Source organism: Streptomyces sp. NPDC127190 (assembly GCF_042672505.1).
In the GTDB taxonomy this organism is placed as follows: domain Bacteria; phylum Actinomycetota; class Actinomycetes; order Streptomycetales; family Streptomycetaceae; genus Streptomyces.
The window spans coordinates 63697-85560 of sequence record NZ_JBHXVE010000001.1 but is presented as its reverse complement, the minus strand read 5'-3'; the positions used below and the strand labels follow the sequence as shown (position 1 = coordinate 85560).

General features: G+C 72.4%; 15 protein-coding genes and 1 pseudogene. 7 read left to right on the top strand and 9 right to left on the bottom strand.

What is annotated here, in order from left to right:
- Positions 1 to 126: 126 nt before the first annotated feature.
- A pseudogene (locus tag ACFVIU_RS00340) lies at positions 127 to 633 on the top strand (PucR family transcriptional regulator); the annotation flags it as partial.
- A 137-nt stretch (positions 634 to 770) separates the two neighbouring features.
- Positions 771 to 2216: an aldehyde dehydrogenase family protein gene (locus ACFVIU_RS00335; RefSeq protein ID WP_385839649.1), complete on the top strand. Its 1446-nt coding sequence runs from the start codon at positions 771 to 773 to the stop codon at positions 2214 to 2216.
- A gap of 15 nt (positions 2217 to 2231) precedes the next feature.
- On the opposite strand, the gene ACFVIU_RS00330 is transcribed toward ACFVIU_RS00335, so the two are convergent.
- From ACFVIU_RS00330 to ACFVIU_RS00300, 7 genes are all read right to left on the bottom strand, one after another.
- Positions 2232 to 2876 (bottom strand): isoprenylcysteine carboxyl methyltransferase family protein, encoded by a 645-nt coding sequence (locus ACFVIU_RS00330; RefSeq protein ID WP_385839648.1) that lies wholly within the window; start codon positions 2874 to 2876, stop codon positions 2232 to 2234.
- Positions 2873 to 4471, bottom strand: a complete 1599-nt coding sequence (locus ACFVIU_RS00325) for an MFS transporter (RefSeq protein ID WP_385839647.1) — start codon at positions 4469 to 4471, stop codon at positions 2873 to 2875. The genes ACFVIU_RS00330 and ACFVIU_RS00325 overlap by 4 nt, the downstream gene beginning before the upstream one ends.
- A 49-nt stretch (positions 4472 to 4520) precedes the next feature.
- Positions 4521 to 5645 carry a type III polyketide synthase gene (locus ACFVIU_RS00320; RefSeq protein ID WP_385839645.1) on the bottom strand — a complete coding sequence of 375 codons (1125 nt, stop codon included), beginning with the start codon at positions 5643 to 5645 and terminating at the stop codon, positions 4521 to 4523.
- A 57-nt stretch (positions 5646 to 5702) separates the two neighbouring features.
- The gene (locus tag ACFVIU_RS00315; RefSeq protein WP_385839644.1) at positions 5703 to 6965 is read right to left on the bottom strand and encodes a beta-ketoacyl-[acyl-carrier-protein] synthase family protein; all 1263 of its coding nucleotides are present in this window, start codon (positions 6963 to 6965) and stop codon (positions 5703 to 5705) included.
- Complete coding sequence (locus ACFVIU_RS00310; RefSeq protein WP_385839643.1) at positions 6943 to 7221, bottom strand: phosphopantetheine-binding protein; 279 nt, start codon at positions 7219 to 7221, stop codon at positions 6943 to 6945. The genes ACFVIU_RS00315 and ACFVIU_RS00310 overlap by 23 nt, the downstream gene beginning before the upstream one ends.
- 353 nt (positions 7222 to 7574) lie before the next feature.
- Positions 7575 to 8354 carry a polysaccharide deacetylase family protein gene (locus ACFVIU_RS00305; RefSeq protein ID WP_385839642.1) on the bottom strand — a complete coding sequence of 260 codons (780 nt, stop codon included), beginning with the start codon at positions 8352 to 8354 and terminating at the stop codon, positions 7575 to 7577.
- Positions 8355 to 8522: 168 nt separating this feature from the next.
- Positions 8523 to 11354, bottom strand: coding sequence for a glycoside hydrolase family 3 C-terminal domain-containing protein (locus ACFVIU_RS00300; RefSeq protein ID WP_385839641.1), 2832 nt, complete (start codon positions 11352 to 11354; stop codon positions 8523 to 8525).
- A gap of 367 nt (positions 11355 to 11721) precedes the next feature.
- Here ACFVIU_RS00300 and ACFVIU_RS00295 point away from each other — a divergent pair, with 367 nt between their 5' ends.
- From ACFVIU_RS00295 to ACFVIU_RS00275, 5 genes are read left to right on the top strand one after another with little or no spacing between them, the layout of a single operon-like run.
- Positions 11722 to 13413, top strand: a complete 1692-nt coding sequence (locus tag ACFVIU_RS00295) for an extracellular solute-binding protein (protein WP_385839640.1) — start codon at positions 11722 to 11724, stop codon at positions 13411 to 13413.
- A 27-nt stretch (positions 13414 to 13440) separates the two neighbouring features.
- On the top strand, positions 13441 to 14487 hold the full coding sequence (locus ACFVIU_RS00290) for an ABC transporter permease (protein WP_385839639.1): 1047 nt from the start codon (positions 13441 to 13443) through the stop codon (positions 14485 to 14487).
- Positions 14484 to 15422 (top strand): carbohydrate ABC transporter permease, encoded by a 939-nt coding sequence (locus ACFVIU_RS00285; protein WP_385839637.1) that lies wholly within the window; start codon positions 14484 to 14486, stop codon positions 15420 to 15422. Before ACFVIU_RS00290 ends, ACFVIU_RS00285 begins: the two co-directional genes overlap by 4 nt.
- Entirely contained in the window at positions 15419 to 17707 is a 2289-nt protein-coding gene (locus ACFVIU_RS00280) for a glycoside hydrolase N-terminal domain-containing protein (RefSeq protein ID WP_385839636.1), read from the top strand. Before ACFVIU_RS00285 ends, ACFVIU_RS00280 begins: the two co-directional genes overlap by 4 nt.
- 43 nt (positions 17708 to 17750) lie before the next feature.
- A complete protein-coding gene (locus ACFVIU_RS00275; protein WP_385839634.1) occupies positions 17751 to 18464 on the top strand; it encodes a hypothetical protein in 714 nt (237 codons plus the stop codon).
- A 55-nt stretch (positions 18465 to 18519) separates the two neighbouring features.
- Here ACFVIU_RS00275 and ACFVIU_RS00270 read toward each other — a convergent pair whose 3' ends face one another.
- On the bottom strand, positions 18520 to 20559 hold the full coding sequence (locus ACFVIU_RS00270) for a TIM-barrel domain-containing protein (RefSeq protein ID WP_385839633.1): 2040 nt from the start codon (positions 20557 to 20559) through the stop codon (positions 18520 to 18522).
- Between the two features lie 86 nt (positions 20560 to 20645).
- Complete coding sequence (locus ACFVIU_RS00265; RefSeq protein ID WP_385839632.1) at positions 20646 to 21659, bottom strand: LacI family DNA-binding transcriptional regulator; 1014 nt, start codon at positions 21657 to 21659, stop codon at positions 20646 to 20648.
- Positions 21660 to 21864: the final 205 nt, after the last annotated feature.

Genomic DNA, 21864 nt, shown 5'->3' with positions numbered 1-21864 from the left:
GCCGCGGCGGGCCATCCGCTGGGCGCGGTGGGGGCGCGCGTGTAGGCCGCCCCCGCGCGCCCGGGCGCGGCCCTCCGGGTGGTACCGGGGGGGCAGGGCCGGGTCGTGGGGCCCGCGCCGGGCGCCGCGGCCGCCGCCGCGTGCACGCAGTACGCGGCGACGCTGGAGGCGGCCCGCGCCGTACCGGAGAAGGCGGCCGCCGAGGAGCAGGAGCTGGTCGTCGGCCTGTCCGCACCGGCCGGGCCGATCGCCGCTGCCGCCGCCTACAAGCAGGCCGAGCAGGCGCTGTCGGTGGCCCGGCGGCGCGGCCGGGTGCTGGTCGAGCACGAGCAGCTGGCCGCCGGGTCCGTGCTGCCGCTGCTCGCCGACGACGCGGTGAAGGCGTTCGCCGACGGGCTGCTGCGCGCGCTGCACGAGCACGACGCGACCGGGCGCGGGGATCTGGTCGCCTCGCTGCGGGCCTGGCTGTCCCGGCACGGCCAGTGGGACGCGGCCGCGGCGGACCTCGGGGTGCACCGGCACACCCTGCGGTACCGGATGCGCCGGGTCGAGGAGATCCTGGGGCGCAGCCTGGACGACCCGGACGTCCGGATGGAGCTGTGGCTCGCCCTCAAGGCGACCTCGCCGGACTGACCAGGCCCTACTCCGCCAATCCGTAGCACCACCCGGCCCGACTGCTACTGCGCGGACAAACGACCTCCGGCCGGGCCCGCCCTACCGTGGACCACGAAAGACAAGCACCCCCAACGCGGAAGGGCCGGGACTCGCACATGACTTCCACCCATGCCTTCTGGCTCGCCGGCCGCCAGGTCACCGGCGACGCCGCCTTCGACGTCACCTCCCCGTGGGACGGCCGGCTCGTCGGCAAGGTCAGCGTGCCGAGCGACGCCCAGGTCGAGGAGGCCGTGGCCGCCGCGTACGCCGTGCGGGACGAGTTCGCCGCCACCCCGGCGCACGTCCGCGCCGCCGCCCTCGACCACGTCAGCAAGCGGCTGGCCGAGCGCACCGAGGAGATCGCCCAGCTGATCTCCGCCGAGAACGGCAAGCCCATCAAGTGGGCCCGCGGCGAGGTCGGCCGTGCCGTCTCCGTGTTCCGGTTCGCCGCCGAGGAGGCCCGGCGGTTCAACGGCGGCGAGGCCCAGCGGCTCGACACCGACGCCGGCGGCCAGGGACGCCTCGCCCTCACCCGGCGCTTCCCGAAGGGTGTCGTCCTCGGCATCGCGCCGTTCAACTTCCCGCTGAACCTGTGCGCCCACAAGGTCGCCCCGGCGATCGCGGTCGGCGCGCCGATCATCCTCAAGCCCGCCCCGGCCACCCCGCTGTCCGGCCTGATCCTCGGCGAGCTGCTCGCCGAGACCGAGCTGCCGGCCGGCTCCTGGAGCGTCCTGCCGGTGCCCAACGACCGGATGCCCGCCCTGGTCCAGGACGAGCGCCTGCCGGTGATCTCCTTCACCGGCTCCGACAAGGTCGGCTACGCGATCATGGACTCGGTGCCGCGCAAGCACTGCACCCTGGAGCTGGGCGGCAACGGCGCCGCGGTCGTCCTCGGCGACTACGCCTCCGACGCCGACCTGGACTGGGCCGCGAGCCGCATCGCGACCTTCTCCAACTACCAGGGCGGCCAGTCCTGCATCTCCGTGCAGCGCGTGATCGTCGACGCCTCCGTCCACGACCGTCTGCTGCCGCGTATCGTCGCCGCCGTCGAGGCCCAGGTCACCGGCGACCCGAGCGACGCCAAGACGGACGTCGGCCCGCTGGTCAGCGAGGACGCCGCGAAGCGCGTGGAGTCCTGGGTGAAGGAGGCCGTCGAGGCCGGCGCCACGCTGCTCACCGGCGGTGACCGCGACGGCGCCTCCTACGCGCCGACCGTCCTCACCGACGTACCGGAGAACGTCACCCTCGCCTGCGAGGAGGTCTTCGGACCGGTCCTCACCGTGCAGAAGGTGGACGGCGAGGACGAGGCCTTCGCCGCGGTCAACAGCTCCAAGTACGGCCTCCAGGCGGGCGTGTTCACCCACGACCTCCAGACCGCCTTCCGTGCCCACCGCGCCCTCGAGGTCGGCGGTGTGGTGATCGGCGACGTCCCGTCCTACCGCGCCGACCAGATGCCGTACGGCGGCGCCAAGCAGTCCGGTGTGGGCCGCGAAGGCGTGCGGTTCGCGATGGAGGACTACACCTACGAGCGCGTGCTGGTCCTGACCGGCCTCGCGCTCTGACCTGCCACGGACAGGTCAGAAAACAGAACGGCCGGAGCCCACTGTGCGGGGGCTCCGGCCGTTCGCCTTTCCGGCACCCCGGCGGCCCGGTGACAGAGGGCGGCCCGCCCCGCTCCCGCACCCGCTCGCCGCGAGCGCCAGCGCCCGCTCCTCCAGCCGCGCCCAGGAGACCAGGAAGACCGTGTTGACGACGGTGAACAGCACGGCGGTCAGCCAGGCGGTGTGCACCATCGGCAGGGCCATGCCCTCCAGCACCACGGCGCAGTAGTTGGGGTGCCGCAGGAGCCGGTACGGCCCCCGGCGCACCCGGGCCAGACCGGGGACCACGACGATCCGCGTGTTCCAGCGCGGCCCGAGGGAGCGCATGCACCACCCGCGCACGCCCTGTACCAGCACCAGCACGGCCACCGCGGACCAGCCGACCGGCGGCACGAACGGACGGCGGGCCAGGGTGACTTCGAGCAGCAGCCCGGCGAGCAGGCAGGTGTGCAGCACGATCACCAGCGGATAGCGCCGATGGCCGTACTCCACACCGCCGTGGGCGGCGGCCCAGCGGGTGTTGCGCCGGGCCACCGACAGCTCGGCCACGCGCACACAGCAGACGGCGGCGACCAGGAGCAGCGCCCCGAGCGGGACCGCCGCCGTGCCGGGGGCGGTCACTCGACCGCTTCCGAGTCCTCCGCGGCCCCGGGCACGGCCGTCCGCTTCGCCCCGGGCGCGGGCCGGCCGGAGCCCTCCCGCCGCCCGCTCAGGGCGAGATGACAGATCGCCGCGGCGGTGACCACGGCCACCGCGAGGAGCGCCGCGGACATGCCGTTCATGAACGCGTTCCGCACGTCCGCGGCGAGCGCCGCGCCCCGCGGCCCGAGCAGCTCCGCGACGTACAGCCCGCCGACCGGCGAGCGGCGCACCGCCGCGGCCGCGGCTTCGGGCAGCCGGCCGAGGTCCACCGTCAGCGAGGACCGGTAGTGGCTGCCGAAGACCGAGCCCATGAGCGCGATGCCGAGGGACGCCCCGACCTCCCGGGTGACGTCGTTGGCGGCCGAGGCCACGCCCTGCCGGTCGGGGGGCAGCGAGCCGGTCAGCGCGGAGGTGCCCGCGGCCCCGATCAGGCCGATGCCGAGACCGGCCGGCAGCAGACTGCCGAGGAACGGCGGATACCCGGAGGCGGCCGTCAGCAGCGACATGGCGATCAGCCCAGAGGCGAGCAGCATCAGACCGCACGTCATCACCACCCGGCTGCCCACCCGCCGCACCAGCGGCGGAGTGGCCAGCGAGGTCGGTACGACGACCAGGGCGACCGGCACCAGCGCGACGGCGGACTTCAGCGGGCCGTAGCCGAGGATCAGCCGCAGGTACTGGAGGCCCACGAAGTAGAAGCCGAACAGGATCATGAACTGCACGGTGAGCGCCACACTGCCCAGGGAGAACTCCCGCACCCGGAACAGCCGTGGGTCGAGCAGCGGGTTCTCGGCGCGCAGCCCGAGCAGGGCGTAGGCGGTGCCGGCCGCCACCGCGACGACCAGGGCGACGACGACCTCGGGCGTGCCCCAGCCCTGGTCGCTGCCCGCGATCAGCGCGTACACCAGCGCGCCCGGCGCGAGAGCGGTGCACACCGCTCCGGCGGCGTCGAACCGGCCGGGGGAGGCGTCCTTGGACTCCGGGGCCCACACGCCGGCCGCCACCGCCGCGGCCAGGGCGCCGCAGCCGAGGGCCACGAAGATCGACCTCCAGGAGAAGTACTCCAGCAGGGCTCCGGAGGCGAGCATGCCGAGGATGGACCCGGCGGCGGCGCAGCCGGACCAGATCGCCACCGCCTTGGCGCGCCGGTGCGCCGGGAAGACGCCGGTGATGGTCGACAGGGTCCCCGGCATGATCATCGCGGCGCCCAGGCCCATCACCGCCCGGCACCCGACGAGACCGGTGCTGCTGGAGGACACCGCCGCGGCGAAGGCGGCCCCGCCGAAGACGAAGGTTCCGGCGATCAGTACGGCACGGCGGCCGACCCGGTCACCGAGGGCGCCCAGCGGCAGCACCAGGCCGGCGAGGGCCACCGTGTAGCTGTCGACGATCCAGGTGAGCGAGGTGAAGGAGGCCGACAGGTCGAGGCCGATGTCCGGGAGGGCCAGATTCAGCGCGGACATGGAGGCGGTGACCAGCATCAGCGCCAGGCACATCACGCACAGCACCCGGCGGTGCGCCACCTGGTCCGGTCCGGCCGCCACTCCTTCGTGGTGCGCGGGGGTGAGAGTCATGGGCGGTCGGCATCCTTGTCTGGTCGTACGGCGGAGGGACTCACCACACTCACCAGCGGGTGAGCACCAGCTCGATGGCGAACCCGGGACCCATGGCGGCGACCAGGCCGGGCGCGCCCGGCGGCGGTGGTGCCGCCATCGCCGTGTGCAGCACGTGCAGGACGGAGGCCGATGAGAGGTTGCCCCTGTCGGCCAGGGACCGCCGGGTCGGTTCGAGTGTCTGCGGGGGCAGGTCGAAGGCGCGCTCCGCCGCGGTGAGCACCTTCGGTCCGCCGCCGTGGACGATCCAGGTGGCGATCTGCCCGGGGGTGAGCGCATGCCGGCCGAGCAGGTCGTAGACGGCCTTCGGCAGATGCTCCGCGGTGAGTTCCGGGACGTCGTGGGAGAGCAGGATGCGCAGGCCGTGGGAGCCGATGTCCCAGCCCAGCACCTCCTCGGTACCGGGCACCAGGCGGCTGTGGCTGTCCACCAGCTCCGGCCCGCCGCCGGTGCCGCCGGACTGCCGGTGCCGCTGCGCGCCGAACGCCACGACGGCCGCCGCGCCGTCCCCGAAGAGACTTCCGGCGACGATGTTCGCCATCGACGTGTCGTCGGTCCGGTAGGCCAGGGAGCACAGTTCGACGGAGAGCAGCACCGCGATGTGGCCGGGGTGGCCGAGCAGATAGTCGCGCAGCAGGGCCAGGCCCGCGGCGCCGCCCGCGCAGCCGTTGCCGAACAGGGGGACGCGCCGGACGTCCGGGCGCAGGCCGACCCGCTGCGCGAGGCGCGCCTCGATCGACGGCACCGCCAGCCCGGTGACCGTGGTGCTGATCACGGCGTCCACGTCCGAGGGCTGTACACCGGCCGCCTGAAGCGCCTCGGTGAGGACCTGTTCGCCGAGGTCCAGCGCGGTCTCGAGCCAGGCCCGGTTGGCGTCGGTGAAGTCGGTCAGGCCGCTCAGCTCCCGGAGCGGCCGCGCGAAGTGGCGCGTCGTCACCCCCGCGTTGGCCTGGATCTTGCGGAGCATCAGCCGGCCGGTTTGGGAGCGCCCCAGCGTGGTGCCCGCGATGGCCTCCATGATCTCTTCCTGGGTGAACCGGTGCGCCGGTACGGCGGTCCGGACCGCCCTGACCCGCGGTCCCGGCTCGGCCGGCCCCCACCCCCCGCGCCCCACCGTCGTCCGACCTGTCGGCATACGGCTTCCACCCCTTTCTGCTTTCTGCGTCCGTGTGCTGTGGCTGTCCGGCGGCGGCTACGCCGGGGTGAGGAGAAGAACGGCGTTCTGGCCGCCGAAACCGAAGGAGCAGCTGAGCCCGGCGCCGGTGGCCGGGCGGGGCCGTCCGGCCACGATGTCGAGTTTGTGATCGCCGTCCTGCCCCTCGAAGTTGGCGACCGGAGGCACCAGGCCGTGGCGCAGGGCGAGGACCGTGTACGCCGCCTGGATCGCCCCGGCCGCCCCCAGGGCATGGCCGATCACCCCCTTGGCCGCGGTGACCGCGGGCATGGCGTCGCCGAAGACCCGGGTCAGGGCGGCGGCCTCCGCCGCGTCGTTCAACGGGGTGCCGGTGCCGTGCGCGTTGACGTGCGCGATGTCCCCGGGACCGCAGCCCGCGTCCCGCAGCGCGGCGGTGACGGCCCGTACGGCGCCGTCGCCGTCCGGGTGCGGGGCCACCGGGTGGTGGGCGTCGGCGCCGGCGCCGTACCCCCGCAGCAGGGCCAGCGGGCGGGCGCGGCGGGCGCGCGCGTCGGCGGCGCGCTCCAGGACGAGGACGGCCGCGCCCTCGCCGAGCACGAAGCCGTCCCGCCGGGCGTCGAACGGCCGGCTGGCCAGCTCCGGTTCCTCGCGGCGCCGGGACAGCGCCCGCATCCGGGCGAAGCAGGTGGCGGTCATCCGGGAGCGGGCCGATTCGCTGCCGCCCGCCAGCACGATGTCGCAGGTGCCCGAGCGGAGCAGATCGCGGGCCACGCCCAGCGCGGTGGTGCCGGAGGCGCAGGCGCTGGCGGTGGTGAAGTTGGGGCCGCGCGCGCCGAGGTCGATGGCGACCTCGCCGGCGGCCATGCTGGGCACGCTGCGCGGCAGGGCGAGCGGCGAGACCCGCTCCGGGCGGCCCGCGCCGAGGTGGCCGAACTCGGTGACGTACGTGCTCAGGCAGTTGGACCCGACCCCGAGGACGACCCCGACCCGGTCGCCCAGCCCGCCGTCGGTACCGCGGCCGGTGCCGGTGCCGGTGCCGGTGCCGAGTCCGGCGTCGGCGACGGCCCGGCGGGCGGCGACCAGGGCGAACTGGATGAACCGGTCCACCCGCCGGGCCAGCGGCCGGCCGAGTTCCGCCGCGGCGTCGAAGCCGGGCACCTGGCAGGAGAAGTCGACCGGGAGCCCGGCGAGTTCGGGATCGGGTGCGGCGAGCGAACGTCCCCGGCACAGGGCCGCCCAGTTGTCCTCGGCGGTGTGTCCCGCCGGGGTGACGAGACCGAGGCCGGTGACGGCGATCTCAGCGCGCGTCGTCGGCGGCACAGGCCGCCTCCTCGAAGACTCGGGCCGCGTCCGCGAGCGTGGAGGCCGGGGAGAGGTCCAGGGTGTCCTCGGGCAGGACGATGCCGAACTCGTCCTCCGCCGCCACCACCAGCTCCATCAGCGACAGGGAGTCCACGCCGAGGCTCTTGAAGGTGGCCGTCGGGGCCAGGTCCCCGGGCTCCAGCCGGACCTCCATGTGCTGGGTCAGCAGGGTCACGAGCTGTTCGGGCAGCGCGCCCCGGGCGGCCTGGGTCATACCGGTGCCTCCTGTTCACGTTCCGCAGCCATCGCGGAACTCCTCTCGGTCCGTCGACGGGCGCGGCAGGCGACCCCGCGTACTACATGATCGTCCGAGCGCCCCTCTGTGAACGCGCTCCGCGGGAGCGGGAAACGTGGTTTCACCCGTTCGAAGACGCTCGACGGCCGATGCCCCTCGGGGCCGGTCCACGGGCGCGGGTACGCGAAGGCGCACACCGGTACATACCGGCACAGCTGGTCGGCGTGTACGGCCTCGGGCAGCCGGCCGGCCAGCACGCCCGCGAGCTTCCAGGAGAACGGCGGGGGCAGATGGGCGGCGTCTCTACGCCCGAAGGCGTGCAGAAACGGTTCTCACGGCCGGTAGACCATGCCCGGCTCCGGCTTGGCCGGGGCGAGCAGCTGGGAGACCGTGACGATCGTGTAGCCGCGCTCCTTGAGCGCCTTGAGGATGCCCGGTACGGCGGGGACGGTGCCCTTGTGCAGGTCGTGCAGGAGGATGATGCCGTCGCGCTGGGTCTGGTCGAGCACCCGCTTGGTGATCAGCGCGGAGTCCGTCGTCTCGTAGTCCTTGGCCGTGACGCTCCACAGCACCTGCGCCAGCCCCAGCTCCTTGCAGATCTCGGCGACCTTGCGGCTGGTACGGCCCTGCGGGGGGCGCATCAGGATGGGCTTCTTGCCGGTGATCCGCTCGATGGCGGTCTGCGTGCTGGTCAGCTCGCTCCGGACGTCCTTGTCGTCGATCTCCGTGAGGACCTCGTGGTACCAGGTGTGGTTGCCGATCTCGTGCCCCTCGTCAGAGATCCGGCGGAGGATCTTGGGGTACGTGTCGATATGGCCCCTGCCCTGGACGAAGAACGTCGCGTGCAGATGGTTCTCCTTCAGGATGTCCAGCAGCCGCGGGGTCGTCGCGCTGGGGCCGCCGTCGAAGGTGAGGGCCACGCACTTCGCCTTGCGGCAGTCGACCGGCCCGGTCACCGTGCCCTTCGCCTTGTCCCGGGCGGCACGCGGCGACGTGTGGTCGAACGTGGTGATCGTCAGGGACACGATCAGCGCCGCCACCAGGGCGGCGATCACGGCCGTCCCGGCGGCGATGAGTATCCGGGGCCGTCGTATTCGCGCGAACGCAGGCATGCGGGGGCCTTTCCAGTGCCAGTGCTTGGTGCCGACGCTTATTAGTGAGGCGTTTTCCGGCCCTCCGGTTGCTCCGCCCGCCGCACCGCACCCGCCCTGCCCGAAGGGGTCCGGCACCGCTGCCTGCCGGTGCCGGACCCCTTCCCCTCGTCGGCCTCGTCCGGACCCTCAACCGGAGAAGCCGACGTGCGCGAGCCGCAGCGGGCCGCGCAGTCTCAGCCGGACGTCATGGACGCCCTCGGCGTCGAGCGCGGCGCCGGTGCTGGTGTAGGCGTAGGGGCCCGCGGTCGGGGTGTCGAGGGCCAGCTCGGCCAGGACCGGGCCGCCGTCCAGGGAGACCTCCAGGACGCCCTGGCCGGCCAGTTGCGCCGTCACCTCGCGCACCCCGGAGCCGAAGTCACAGGCCCGGTAGAGGAGTTCCGCCGTGCCGTCGTGCGCCGGGGTGACCGCGTCGCCAGCCGTCTTCGTGCGGTCCACGATCGCGACGCCGGACTGCTCGTCGAAGTCGGCCGCCGGCAGGCCCCGCCGGACCACCGGACGCGGCGCCGGGGGCTCGCCGTCCAGTACGACGGTCGTGCGCAGCCGGATGTCCTGGCTGGACGCCCCCACAAGAATCTCGTACACGCCCTGCTCCAGCCGGCGCCGGCTGTGCGCGACGTCCCAGAACTCCCAGGCGGACAGGGGGACGTCGAAGGAGACCTGCCGGGTCTCGCCCGGGTCCAGGGCGATCCACTCGTGGGCCAGGAGTTCCCGGCGCGGGCGGGCCGCCGACGGGTCCACGGCCCGGGTGTACAGCTGGACCACCTCGGCCGCCGGGCGGTCCCCGGTGTGGGTGACCGCGCAGTCGACCACGACCGAGCCCGGGCCGACGCGGACCACCAGGTCGGAGTAGGCGAAGGTCGCGTACGACAGGCCGTGGCCGAAGGGGAACAGCGGGGTGCCCTCGAAGTAGAGATAGGTCTGCCGGCCGCCGATCACGTCGTAGTCGAGCAGATCGGGCAGATCGGCGTCCGAGGCGTACCAGGTCTGCGGGAGGCGGCCCGAGGGGGAGACGTCACCGGCCAGCACCCGGGCCAGGGCGGTGCCCGCCGCCTGGCCGCCGTGGGCCGTCCACAGGGCGGCGGGCAGCGAGGTGACGTCCACCGCGTAGGGGTACGCCGACACCAGCACCAGCGCCGTGCGCGGGTTCGCGGCGCGGGCCGCGCGCAGCAGCCGCTGCTGGTGGCGGGGCAGGTCCAGGGTCGTACGGTCCTCGGTCTCGCGGCCGTTGATGTGCGGGTCGTTGCCCGCGACGACGAGCACCACGTCCGCCCCGGCCGCGGCCCGGGCCACGGCCTCCTCGCCGCGCTCGACCGTGACCACCTCGAAGATGTCGCCGGTCTCGGCAACCTGCACGCCGTCGGCGGCGACTCGGACATGGCGGCCCGTGCCGAGATGGGTGAGGAGGTGACCGCCGTGGTGGGGTTCGAGGCGGAAGGTCTCCTGGACCACCCAGCCGCCGGGCTGGTCCGCGGCGGCGCGCAGGTACCCGTCCTCGGCGACGGTCAGATAGCGGCCGTCGGGGGCGCGCAGGGTCAGCACCCCGTCGCCCCACTCGGCCAGGGCGAACTCGGTGCCGGTCGCATCGGTGGTGAGCGGCGGCAGATCGGTGCGGCCGGCGAGCAGCGCCGGGTCGAGGGCGCCCTCGGCGCCGCGCACCTCGTCGGGCGCCTCGGACGGCGGCACGTGCAGGAAGGCGCCGGCGGCGGTGCGCAGCCGGACGCGGTCCACGCCCTCCGTGAACTCCACCCGCTCGGCCCCGAACCGCTCGTACAGGCCCTCCAGCGGGGTGCAGCGGTGGATCAGGCTGCCGCTGTACCAGTCGAGCTTGCACTCGTCGGCGAGCGGACCGACCACCGCGATCCGGGTGTCGGGCGCGAGCGGCAGCAGGTTGTCGTTCTTCAGCAGGACCACCGCCTGCTCGGCGGCCTCCCGGGCGAGCGCCCGGTGCGCGGGGGTGTCGAACTCGCCGGTGCCCGCGTGCGGGTCGTAGTGCGGGTCGAACTCGCCGAGCCGGAAGCGCACCGAGAGCTGGCGGCGGACGGCCGTGTCGATGTCCGACTCGGTCAGCAGCCCCCGCGCCAGCGCCCCCTTGATGCGGGCGGTGATCTGCGAGGAGTCCGTGCCGTGGTCGGTGAAGCTGTCCACACCGGCCAGCACGGCGGCCGCGGTGGCCTCCTCGTGGGTGTCGAAGTAGTGCTCCGGGTCGACCAGGTTGGACGGCGCGGTGGCGTCCGAGCAGACCATCAGGTCCTCGTCCGTCCAGGTGCGCAGATGCTCGCGCAGATACGGGGAGACGTGGTTGGGGCGGCCGTTGACCAGGCTGTAGGCGGGCATCACGCCGGCCACGGCGCCCGCCTCGACCGTCTCCCGGAAGGCGCGCAGGTCGTACTCGTGCAGCACCCGCGGCCGGACGGAGGCCGAGGAGGTCGCCCGGTCCGTCTCGTTGTTGTGGGCCAGCCAGTGCTTCAGCACGGGTGCGGTACGCCAGTACACCGGGTGGTCGCCGCGCAGCCCGTGGGTGTACGCCGTGGCGATCGCCGAGGTCAGCTTCGGGTCCTCCGAGTAGCCCTCCTCGTTACGGCCCCACAGCGGATGGCGCAGCAGATTGACCGTCGGCGCCCAGACGTTGAGGCTGATCCGTTCGTCGCGGGCGCGCATCGCGCGGATCTCCTTGGACACCGCCTCGCCGACCCGCCGCACCAGCTCCGGGTTCCAGCTCGCGCCCAGGCCGACGGCCTGCGGGAACACCGTCGCCGGGCCCGTCCAGGCGACGCCGTGCAGGGCCTCCTGGCCGGTGCGGAAGGCAGCGATGCCGAGCCGCTCCACGGCGGGCACGAACTGGTGCAGGAACGCCACCTTCTCGTCCAGGGTGAGCCGCGCCAGCAGGTCGTCGATGCGCTTGGCGAACGGCAGGTTCGGATCGCGGAAAGGCGGCGAGGTCGGCGAGTCAACGGTCACGAGCGGTTCCCCTTGCGACGGGAGCGACGAGAAGCTTTCGAAGCGCTTCGATGCTCATTCGACGGTGGGGTGGGTGTCAAGGTCCCGGACCCGAAAAGAGCGGACTTCTCGCCTGCCCCGCAAGGGTGGATCGGCGATGTGCAGGGGGCGCGCCGCATCCCGGGAACTTTCGTAACGACCCTTGTGCGCCCCCAGGGGTTCACTTAATCTCACAGCAACATCGAAGCGCTTCGACTGTGGGGAGCGCTCGATCTGCTCCTCACCCGGGTGTCCTGATCCGGGCGCTTCCGCTCAGCCAGATCCACTCGAGACACCGCAGCCGACGGCCACCGCCGGGTGTCCTGGTGCGCCACGAAGGGTTGACGCAATGACGCCGAACGCCGACTTCGCCCCCACCGGAACCAGCAGGAGAAGCTTCCTCGCCTCCACGGCGGTCGCCGCAGTGGCGGTGGCCGGGGGGATGCCGCTGCTCACCGCCTGCGGCGGGTCGGACAGCAGCTCGGGCGGCGGCTCCTCCTCGGGCAAGGACGCGAAGAAGCTGCTGCCGTCCTATGTCGCCGCCAACGTGGTGACCCCGGACATCCCGGCGAAGAACGGCTCGGCGATCGGCTTCACCGGCAAGCTCGACCTCGCCGGCCTGAAGACCTCGGTGCCCAGGAAGCTCGGCAAGGGCGGCAGGGTCACCGTCATGTCGCCGTTCTGGGGCACCCCGCCCAAGCAGGGCAACGCCTACTACAAGGCGATGAACGACCTGATCGGCGTGGACGTCGTCTGGCAGAACCAGGACGGCAACACCTACGACCAGAAGCTCGGCGCGGTCCTCGCCTCCAGCGACGTACCGGACGTGGTGGTCGTCCCGAGCTGGAACATGGGCGGCAGGATACCCACCGCCATCATCAACAAGTTCGCCGATCTCGGGCCGTACCTCTCCGGCGACAAGGTCAAGGACTACCCGAACCTCGCGGCCATCCCCACCGACGCCTGGCAGCGCTGCATCATCGGCGGCAAGCTGCGCGGCCTGCCGCAGCCCTCCCCGTACGTCACCGGGATCGTGCCCTTCTACCGCAAGGACATCTTCGACAAGAAGGGCTACCAGGTCCCGCGCTCGGCGGACGAGTTCATGTCCCTGGCCAAGGAGATCACCAACGCCAGGGCCAAGCGGTGGGCCTGCCTGGACATGAAGTGGACCGCCTTCCAGATGTTCGGGGTGCTCTCCGGCAGCGAGAAGCCGCTGGGGTGGAACCTCGTCGACGGCAAGATGATCTGCCGCGTCGAGACCGAGGAGTACCTAGAGGCCCTGGAGTGGACCCGCAAGCTCTTCGCCGCCGGGTACGTCCACCCCGACGCCATGATGGGCAAGAACGCCCCCGACGCGGGTCCCAAGTTCGCGGCCGGCGAGTTCCTGATCTACCCCAACAACATCAGCCAGTGGTGGGGCCGTACCGCCGAACAGGCCGCCCAGAACCCGGAGTTCAAGATCTGGGGCATGGACATCTTCGGCCACGACGGCGGCGCCCCGAAGCTGTGGGCCGAGCAGCCCGCCGGCATCTTCGCCTTCATCAACAAGAAGGCCTCCGAGTCCGTGATCCGGGACGCGCTCGCCGTCGCCAACGTCACCGCCGCGCCGTACGGCACCAAGGAGTACATGCTCACCAACTACGGCGTGGAGGGCGCCGACTACACGGTCAAGAACGGCGTGCCCAGCAAGACCACCCAGGGCAACAACGAGGTCCTCAACGCCTACGTCATGGTCGCGAGCCCGGCCGCCACCATCGCCCACCCCGACTTCCCCGACGTCGCCAAGGCCCAGGTGGAGTGGCAGCAGCGGATGGGCGCCTTCACCAGGAAGTCCAGCTTCTACGGCCAGATGATCACCGAGCCGACCCGCTACACCAACCTCGGCAGCGACTTCGAACAGCTCGAGGACGACATCACCCGCGGCCGCAAGAAGATCAGCGACATGCAGCAGGCCGTCTCGGACTGGAAGAGCCAGGGCGGCGACAAGCTGCGCGACTGGTACAAGAAGCTGCTCGACGAGAACGGTCCGGCGGCCGGCTGACCGGGCACCGAGGCAAGGAGGACGGCCGTGTCCCACAGCACCGTGTCCCGCAAGCCGGCCGGAGCGGACGACAGGACGGGCAGGACCCGGGCCGCGTCCGGCGCCGCCGGCGCAGCCCGGGCGGACCACGCCAGGACCAGGACCGGGAAGCCGGGGCTGCGCCAGAGATTCCGGCGCGACCGCATCCTGCTCCTGATGACCCTGCCGGCCGTCCTGCTGCTCCTGGTCTTCAACTACCTGCCGATCCTCGGCAACGTCGTCGCCTTCCAGGACTACGACCCCTACGTCAGCGACAACGGCATCGTCTCGATCCTGCACAGCCCCTGGGTCGGCTTCGACAACTTCCAGCGCATGTTCGACGACCCGGCCTTCTGGAACGCGGTCAAGAACACGCTGGTGCTGTTCTTCCTCCAGCTGGTGCTGTTCTTCCCGGTCCCCATCCTGCTCGCGCTGCTCATCAACAGCGTGGTCAGGCCGCGGCTGCGCTCGCTGTCCCAGGCGATCCTGTACCTCCCGCACTTCTTCTCCTGGGTGCTGGTCATCTCCGTCTTCCAGCAGATCTTCGGCGGCGCGGGCGTCCTGTCGCAGCTGCTGCGGCAACACGGGTACGACGGCCTGGACATCATGAGCGACCCGTCCACCTTCAAGTTCCTCGTCACGGCCGAGGGCGTCTGGAAGGACGCGGGCTGGGGGATCATCGTCTTCCTCGCGGCGCTGGCCTCCGTCAGCCCCGACCTGTACGAGGCCGCCGCGATGGACGGGGCGGGCCGCTGGCGCCGGATGTGGCACGTCACGCTGCCCGCGCTGCGCCCGGTGATCGCACTGCTGCTGGTGCTGCGCGTGGGCGACGCCCTGACCGTCGGCTTCGAACAGATCCTGCTCCAGCGGCAGGCCGTCGGGCCGGGCGCGGCGGAGGTCCTCGACACCTTCGTCTGGTGGAACGGCGTACGCAACCAGGACTTCGGTTACGCGGCCGCCGCCGGTCTGATCAAGGGCGTGGTCAGCCTCGGGCTGGTCCTCGCCGCGAACAAGGTGGCCCATCTCATGGGCGAGCAGGGGGTGTACAAGAAGTGACCGAGGTAGTCGACAAGCCTCCGGTACGGCGGCCGTCCCGCTGGACCGCTCCGCCCCGGCCGGTGTGGGAGGAGGAGCCGAGCAGGGCCGGCCTGGCGGGCAAGGGCCTGGTGCTGACCCTGGCCTGCCTCGGCATCCTCTTCCCGCTCTGGATCGTGGTCGTCACCAGCCTGTCCTCCCGCCGGACGATCGACCAGGCGGGCGGGCTGGTGATGGTCCCCAAGGGCGTCACGTTCGTCGCGTACAAGGAGTTGCTGAGCGGCGGCCAGGTCACCCGGGCCACGGTCATCAGCGCCCTCGTCACCCTCGTCGGCACGCTGTTCTCGATGGCGGTGTCCGTCCTGTGCGCGTACGGCCTCTCGCGCATCGGCTCGCTCGGGCACCGCTGGCTGCTGATGCTGCTGCTGGCGACGATGTTCTTCAGCGCGGGTCTGATCCCGACGTACCTGCTGGTGCAGTCCCTGGGGCTGACCGACAGCTATCTCGCGCTGATCCTGCCGAGCGCGGTGAGCGTCTTCAACATCCTGGTCCTGCGCGGGTTCTTCATGGGCATCTCGCAGGAACTGATCGACAGCGCGCGGATCGACGGCGCCGGCGACGTCCGGATCCTGTGGCAGATCGTCATGCCGCTGTCCCGGGCCGTCCTCGCGGTCATCACGCTCTTCTACGCGGTCGGGTACTGGAGCGCCTGGTTCAACGCGTCGCTGTACCTCAACGACCAGGACATGATGCCGTTGCAGAACGTCCTGATCCAGCTGGTGCAGAAGCAGGAGGCGCCGGTGGGGCTGAGCCAGGCGATCAAGACGGGCCAACTGTCCGGTCTGGCGGTGCAGATGGCGGTGATGGTGATGGCGCTGCTGCCGGTCGCGGTGTTGTCGCCGTTCGTCCAGAAGCACTTCAAGAAGGGGATGCTGACGGGGGCGGTGAAGGGTTGAGCCGGCAGTCTTCCCAGGGGGCATCCGAGGCATCCGTGGTGCACGGCACCTGGGAGCCTGCTCCGGCTGCCCGCTGGGAGGACGCCTTCCTGACCGGGAACGGTCACCATGGCGCCCTGGTGTTCGGTGATCCGAACGACGACCGTGTCATCGTCACCCATCACACCCTGGTCCGCCCCAACGGCTCCGAACACGCCCGGCCGCCCCGGCTCGCCGACCGGCTCCCCGCCCTCCAGGACCGGTTGCTCGCCGGTGACCTCACCGCCGCCGAGGAGTTCACCGACGGCCGCCCGCTGCACTGGGTGCAGCCCTTCCACCCGGCCTTCCAGCTGCGGGTGCGCGGCACCGGGGAGACCGGGGGCGGCCACCGGCGGACCCTCGACTTCAGCACCGGCGAGGCCGCGGCCGGCTGCGCCGGCGCGCGCAGCCGGGTCTTCGTCTCCCGCGCGGACGACGTGATCGTGCACGAGGTCACCGGCGGCACCCTCGACATCTGCCTGGACCACCGGCTGCCCGGCGTCCCGGCCGGGCTGCGGGTCGGCCAGGGCACCGTGCTGATCCCCGAGGGCGCCCTGCTCAGCCTGCGCGCCCGCTACCCGGGCAGCGACCGCGCCTACACCGGGGTGACCGTCGTCGTGCTCGACGGCGGCAGCGCGGAACTCACCCCGCCGGCCGTGCGCGTCACCGGCGCCCGCTCGGTGCTGCTGCTGACCCGGGTGCACCGGCACACCGGCGAACTGGACGTCGTCGCCGCAGGCCGGGAGCTGCGCGACCTCGTCACGGGTGCCGAGACCGGTGCCAAGGCCGGTGCCGAGACGCGTGCCAAGGCCGGTGCCGAGACCGGCGGGCGGCCGTACGACGATCTCCTCGCCCGGCATCTCGCCCTGCACCGCACCGCCTACCAGCGGGTGACGCTCGACCTCGACGCCGACCCCGCCGAGCGCGCGCTGCCCGGCTCCGAGCTGCTCGGCCGCCCGCACAGCCCGGCGCTGCTGGAGCGGCTCTTCGCCGCCGGCCGCTATCACCTGCTGTCCAGCAGCGGCCTGCTCCCGCCCCGGCTCACCGGGCTGTGGACGGGGGAGTGGGACACGGCGTGGTCCGGCGCCCTCACCACCAACGCCAACCTCAATCTCCAGACCGCCAGCGCCCCCGCCGCCGCGCTGCCCGAGGTCACCGAGGCGCTCGCCCGGTTCGTCCAGCGGCAGCTGCCCGACTGGCGGGAGAACGCCCGGGCGATCTTCGGCGCCCGGGGTGCCGTCGTGCCCGCGCACACCGACGGCGAGTCCGGGCTGACGTACCACTTCAGCCGCGAGTACCCGCTGCACCTGTGGACCGCCGGTCTGGACTGGCTGCTCAAGCCGCTGCTCGACCACGACGAGATCCACCGCCCGAGCGGCGCCGAGCCGGATCCGCGCACCGTCACCGCCCTCGCCGAGGCGGCCGCCTTCTACGCCGACTTCCTCACCCGCACCGACGCCGACGGGCACCTCGTCGTCGTCCCCTCCTACTCGCCGGAGAACCGCCCCGCCAACGGCGGCTGGGGCGTGCTGAACGCGGCCATGGATCTCTCGGCCGCCCGGCACGCCCTGCGCACCGCCGCCCGCCACCACCCCGAACGGGCGGCCGAGTGGCTGGCGTTGGCCGACCGGCTGCCCCCGCACCGGATCAACCGGGACGGAGCGCTGGCCGAATGGGCCTGGCCCGGACTCGACGACACCTACGACCACCGCCATCTCAGCCATCTGTACGGCGTCTGGCCCCTGGAGGAGATCACCCCCCACGACACCTCCGAGCCGGCCGCCGCCGCCCTCCGTGCCCTCGAACTGCGCGGCGCCGAGAACGACTCCGCCCACGGCCATCTGCACCACGCCCTGGTCGCCGCCCGGCTCGGCGCCGCCGACCGGGTCGCGCACGCCCTGGACCGGGTCCTCGGCGGCGACTACTTCCACGCCTCCCTGATGAGCGCCCACTACCCGGACCGCCGCGTCTACAACGCGGACGCGGCGCACACCCTGCCCGGCGTGCTCATCGAGGCGCTGGTGCAGTCCACACCGGACCGGCTGGTCCTGCTCCCCGCCGTCCCGGCCGGCTGCCCGCGCGGTGAACTGCGCGGTGTCCAGGCCCGGTTCGGGGCGGAGATCGACCTCAGCTGGCGTCCGGACGGGGCCCGAGCCGTCGTGAAGCCCCGGCGCACCCACCGCATCGAACTGCGGACTTCCTCCGGCACCGAGCCGCTCGACCTCGTCGCCGGAGAAGACCGCGTCCTCACCCTGGGGGCGCGGTAGCCGAGAAAACCCCACACTCCCCCCCACCCATGGAAGGGACACCATGGAAACGAGAACCCTGAGCAGGGTCGCCAAGGCCCTCATAGCCCCCACACTGGCCCTCGGCGCGACCGTCGGCCTCGCCTCCGCCCCCGCCTCCGCCGCCGTCTGGTCCTCCTGCGACCAGTGGGCCTCCACCACGCTGAACGGCTACACCCTGTACAACGACATCTGGGGCTCCGGCGCCGGCAGCCAGTGCATCTGGGCCAACTCCGGCACCAACTGGGGCGTCTGGGCCAACCACCCCAACACCGGCGGGATCAAGTCCTACCCCAACGCCGACAAGGTGATCAACAAGTCGATCACCTCCCTCTCCTCGCTGACCAGCAGCTACAACGTCACCGTCCCCTCCTCCGGCGCCTACGAGACGGCGTACGACATCTGGGACACCAACCACAAGTACGAGATCATGCTCTGGCTCAACAAGACCGGACCCGTCGGCCCGCTCGGCACCTCGCAGGGCACCGTGACGCTCGGCGGCTCGACCTGGACGGTCTACAAGGGCACCAACGGCTCCAACGACGTCTTCTCGTTCCTCCGCACCTCCAACTCCAGCTCCGGCACGGTCGACATCCTGCCGATCCTGAAGTGGATCAAGGACACCAAGGGCTGGTTCGGCAACGTCACCATCGGTGACCTCCAGTTCGGCTTCGAGATCACCTCCTCCTCCGGCGGCCTGAACTTCACGGTCAACAGCGAAAGCGTCACCAGCAGCTGACCGGCCGGCCGGTCCGGCAGGGGGCGCGGCTCCCCGCGCCCCCTGCTCGCCGTCCTCACCCGGTGATCGGCAGCTCTGCCCCGTCCCGCAGGAACAGCGGGATCCGGTCCAGCGGCGCGTCCACCGTGACCTCCGTCCCGCCCTCGTACGACTCGCCCGTCCACGCGTCCGTCCAGCGCGCGCCCGCCGGCAGATACGTCCTACGGACCGTCGCACCCGCCGTCAGCACCGGGGCGACCAGCAGGTCCCGGCCGAACAGGTAGGCGTCGTCCACGGACCAGGCCGCACCGTCCTCCGGGAACTCCAGGAACAGCGGCCGCAGCACCGGCAGACCCTCCTCGTGCGCCTGTCGCATCGCGTCGAGGATGTACGGCCTGAGCCGCTCGCGCAGCCGCAGATAGCGCTCCAGGATCGCGCCGGCCTCCTCGCCGTAGGACCACACCTCGTTGGGGCCGCCGGTCATCTCCGGGCCCAGCGGCATCCCCGGGTCCCGGAAGCCGTGCAGCCGCATCAGCGGGGACAGCGCGCCGAACTGGAACCAGCGGATCAGCACCTCGCGGTAGGCCGGGTCGTCCGGGTCGCCGCCGTGGAAGCCGCCGATGTCCGTGTTCCACCAGGGGATGCCGGACAGCGCGGTGTTCAGGCCCGCCGCGATCTGCCGGCGCAGGGTCGCGAAGTCGGTGCCGATGTCACCCGACCACAGCGCGGCGCCGTACCGCTGGCTGCCCGCCCACGCCGAGCGGTTGAGGGTGAGGACCTCCTCGCCCTCGGCGCGCAGCCCGTCGTGGAAGGTGCGGGCGTTCTCCGCCGGGTAGAGGTTGCCGACCTCCAGGCCGGGGCCCGCCCAGTAGCGCAGGTTCTCGGGGAAGCCGGGCTTCAGCTCGGGCTCGCAGGCGTCCAGCCAGAACGCCGAGATGCCGTACGGAACCAGGTAGTTGTCCCGCACCTTCGACCACACGAACTCCCGGGCCTCCGGGTTGGTGGCGTCGTAGAAGGCCACCTGCACGGTGGAGGCGACCTCCTTGTCCGGCCAGTCGGCGTGCGCCATCGGCCCGTACTGCGTGCCGATGAAATAGCCGCGCTGCTCCATCACGGGGTGGTTCTCCGACAGCGGCGACACCGACGGCCACACCGACACCACCAGCTTGATGCCCAGCTCGTCCAGCTCGCGGACCATCGCCGCCGGGTCGGGCCACTCCTTCGGGTCGAACTTCCACTCGCCGAGGTGCGTCCAGTGGAAGAAGTCGCACACGATCGCCGAGATCGGCAGGTTCCGCCGCTTGTACTCACGGGCCACGGCGAGCAGCTCGTCCTGGGTGCGGTAGCGCAGCTTGCACTGCCAGAAGCCGGCCGCCCACTCCGGCAGCATCGGCGTGCGGCCCGTCACCGCGCTGTAGGAGCGCTGCCCGTCGGCCGGGGTGCCCGCCGTGATCCAGTAGTCGATCTGCCGCGCCGAGTCCGCGACCCAGCGGGTGCCGTTGCCCGCCAGCTCCACCCGGCCGATCGCCGGGTTGTTCCACAGCAGGGTGTAGCCCCGGCTGGACACCAGCACCGGCACGCTCACCTCGGCGTTGCGCTGCACCAGGTCCACCACCAGGCCCTTCTGGTCCAGCCGCCCGTGCTGGTGCTGGCCCAGGCCGTACAGCTTCTCGCCCTCGTACGCGGCGAACCGCTGCTCCAGCCGGTGGTGGCCGTTGCCGACCGCCGTGTACAGCCTGGGCCCGGGCCACCAGAAGTGGGCCCGCTCCTCGGCCAGCAGCTCGCTGCCGTCGTCGGTGCGCAGGAACCGGATCAGACCCTCCGCGGTCACCTCCACGGTCAGCGCGCCCACCGTCAGCCGCGCCAGCTCGCCATCGGTCTTGACCGTGCCGGCCCGCTCCGGCGGGGTGTCGAGGAGCGCCCCCGGCAGCCCCTCCAGCACCGGGCCGCCGAGCCGGGCCCGGACCCGGACCGCGTCCCGGCCCCAGGGCTCGATCCGCACCGTCTCCTGACGGCCGCTCCACTCCAGCGCGCCGTCCCGCTCCCGGAAGGTGCCGACGGTGGGGGAGGACTGGGCGAGAGAGACCTTCGACTGCACGACGCCAGGCTGATTCACTGCATGCTCCTGAAGGAGTGCGGGACAGGGACAAGGCAGGCAGAGGTGTGCCCCGGACACACCGGAGCACGGGGAGGAGGGGTGGGTCAGGAGGCGGCCGGAGCCGGTCCCGAACTCGCCCGTACCGTCAGCTCGGGCGCGATCAGCACGACCTCGTCGCCGCCCCGCCCGTCCAGCTTGGCCACCAGATGCTCCACGGCGTGCCGGCCCATCTCCTGCGCCGGTACGGCGACCGAGGTCAGCCGCACCGAGGCCTGCACGGCGACCTGCTCCGGGCAGATCGCGACCACCGAGACGTCCTCCGGCACGGCCCGGCCCTGCTGGCGCAGCAGCGCGAGCAGCGGTTCCACCGCCGACTCGTTCTGCACCACGAACCCGCTGGTCCCGGGCCGCTCGTCGAAGATCCGGGCCAGGGTCAGGGCCATCGCGTCGTACCCGCCCTCGCACGGGCGGTGCAGCACCCGCACATCCGTCGCGCGGGCACGGGCGCGCAGACCGTCGAGGGTGCGCTCGGCGAAGCCGGTGTGCCGCTCGTAGACGGCCGGGGCCTCGCCGATGACCGCGACATCACGGTGACCGAGCCCCGCCAGATGCTCCACACAGAGCGCGCCGGTCGCCGTCCAGTCCAGGTCCACGCAGGTCAGTCCGGTGGTCTGGGCGGGCAGGCCGATGAGCACGGAGGGCTGGTCGGTCTCCCGCAGCAGCGGCAGCCGCTCGTCCTCCAGCTCGACGTCCATCAGGATCATCGCGTCCGCGAGCCCGCTGCCGGTCACCCGGCGCACCGCGTCCGGCCCCTCCTCGCCGGTGAGCAGCAGGACGTCGTACCCGTGGGTCCGGGCCGTGGTGGCCACCGCGATGGCGATCTCCATCATCACCGGCACATACATGTCGGTGCGCAGCGGGATCATCAGCGCGATGATGTTCGACCGGTTGCTGGCCAGGGCGCGGGCGCCCGCGTTCGGGTGGTAGCCCAGCTCCCGGATGCTCTGTTCGACCCGCTGCCGGGTGGTCGCGGAGATCGACCGCTTGCCGCTGAGGACATAGCTCACCGTGCTCGCCGAGACTCCGGCGTGCTGGGCGACCTCGGCGAGGGTGACCATCCGGCTCTCCAAGCTGTTGTGAAGCGCTTCGACACGGGCGCATAGCCGACGGGGATGAATGAGGGTGGCATTGACACTAGCCCCAGCGAGGGCAGGGTGTCCAGAGGATGTCGAAGCGCTTCGACAGCGATTTCCCCCGCGCGTGTCCGGGACCCGCTGTGGCTCCCTCCCGGGCGGGCGACGGCCGCACCGGAGCGGTGCACGA

Coding starts and splice junctions, on each gene's coding strand:
- ACFVIU_RS00325 (WP_385839647.1), bottom strand. CDS start 4,471: ATGACTCTCACCCCCGCGCACCACGAAGGAGTGGCGGCCGGACCGGAC.
- ACFVIU_RS00305 (WP_385839642.1), bottom strand. CDS start 8,354: ATGCCTGCGTTCGCGCGAATACGACGGCCCCGGATACTCATCGCCGCC.
- ACFVIU_RS00295 (WP_385839640.1), top strand. CDS start 11,722: ATGACGCCGAACGCCGACTTCGCCCCCACCGGAACCAGCAGGAGAAGC.
- ACFVIU_RS00335 (WP_385839649.1), top strand. CDS start 771: ATGACTTCCACCCATGCCTTCTGGCTCGCCGGCCGCCAGGTCACCGGC.
- ACFVIU_RS00310 (WP_385839643.1), bottom strand. CDS start 7,221: ATGACCCAGGCCGCCCGGGGCGCGCTGCCCGAACAGCTCGTGACCCTG.
- ACFVIU_RS00265 (WP_385839632.1), bottom strand. CDS start 21,659: ATGGTCACCCTCGCCGAGGTCGCCCAGCACGCCGGAGTCTCGGCGAGC.
- ACFVIU_RS00275 (WP_385839634.1), top strand. CDS start 17,751: ATGGAAACGAGAACCCTGAGCAGGGTCGCCAAGGCCCTCATAGCCCCC.
- ACFVIU_RS00320 (WP_385839645.1), bottom strand. CDS start 5,645: ATGCCGACAGGTCGGACGACGGTGGGGCGCGGGGGGTGGGGGCCGGCC.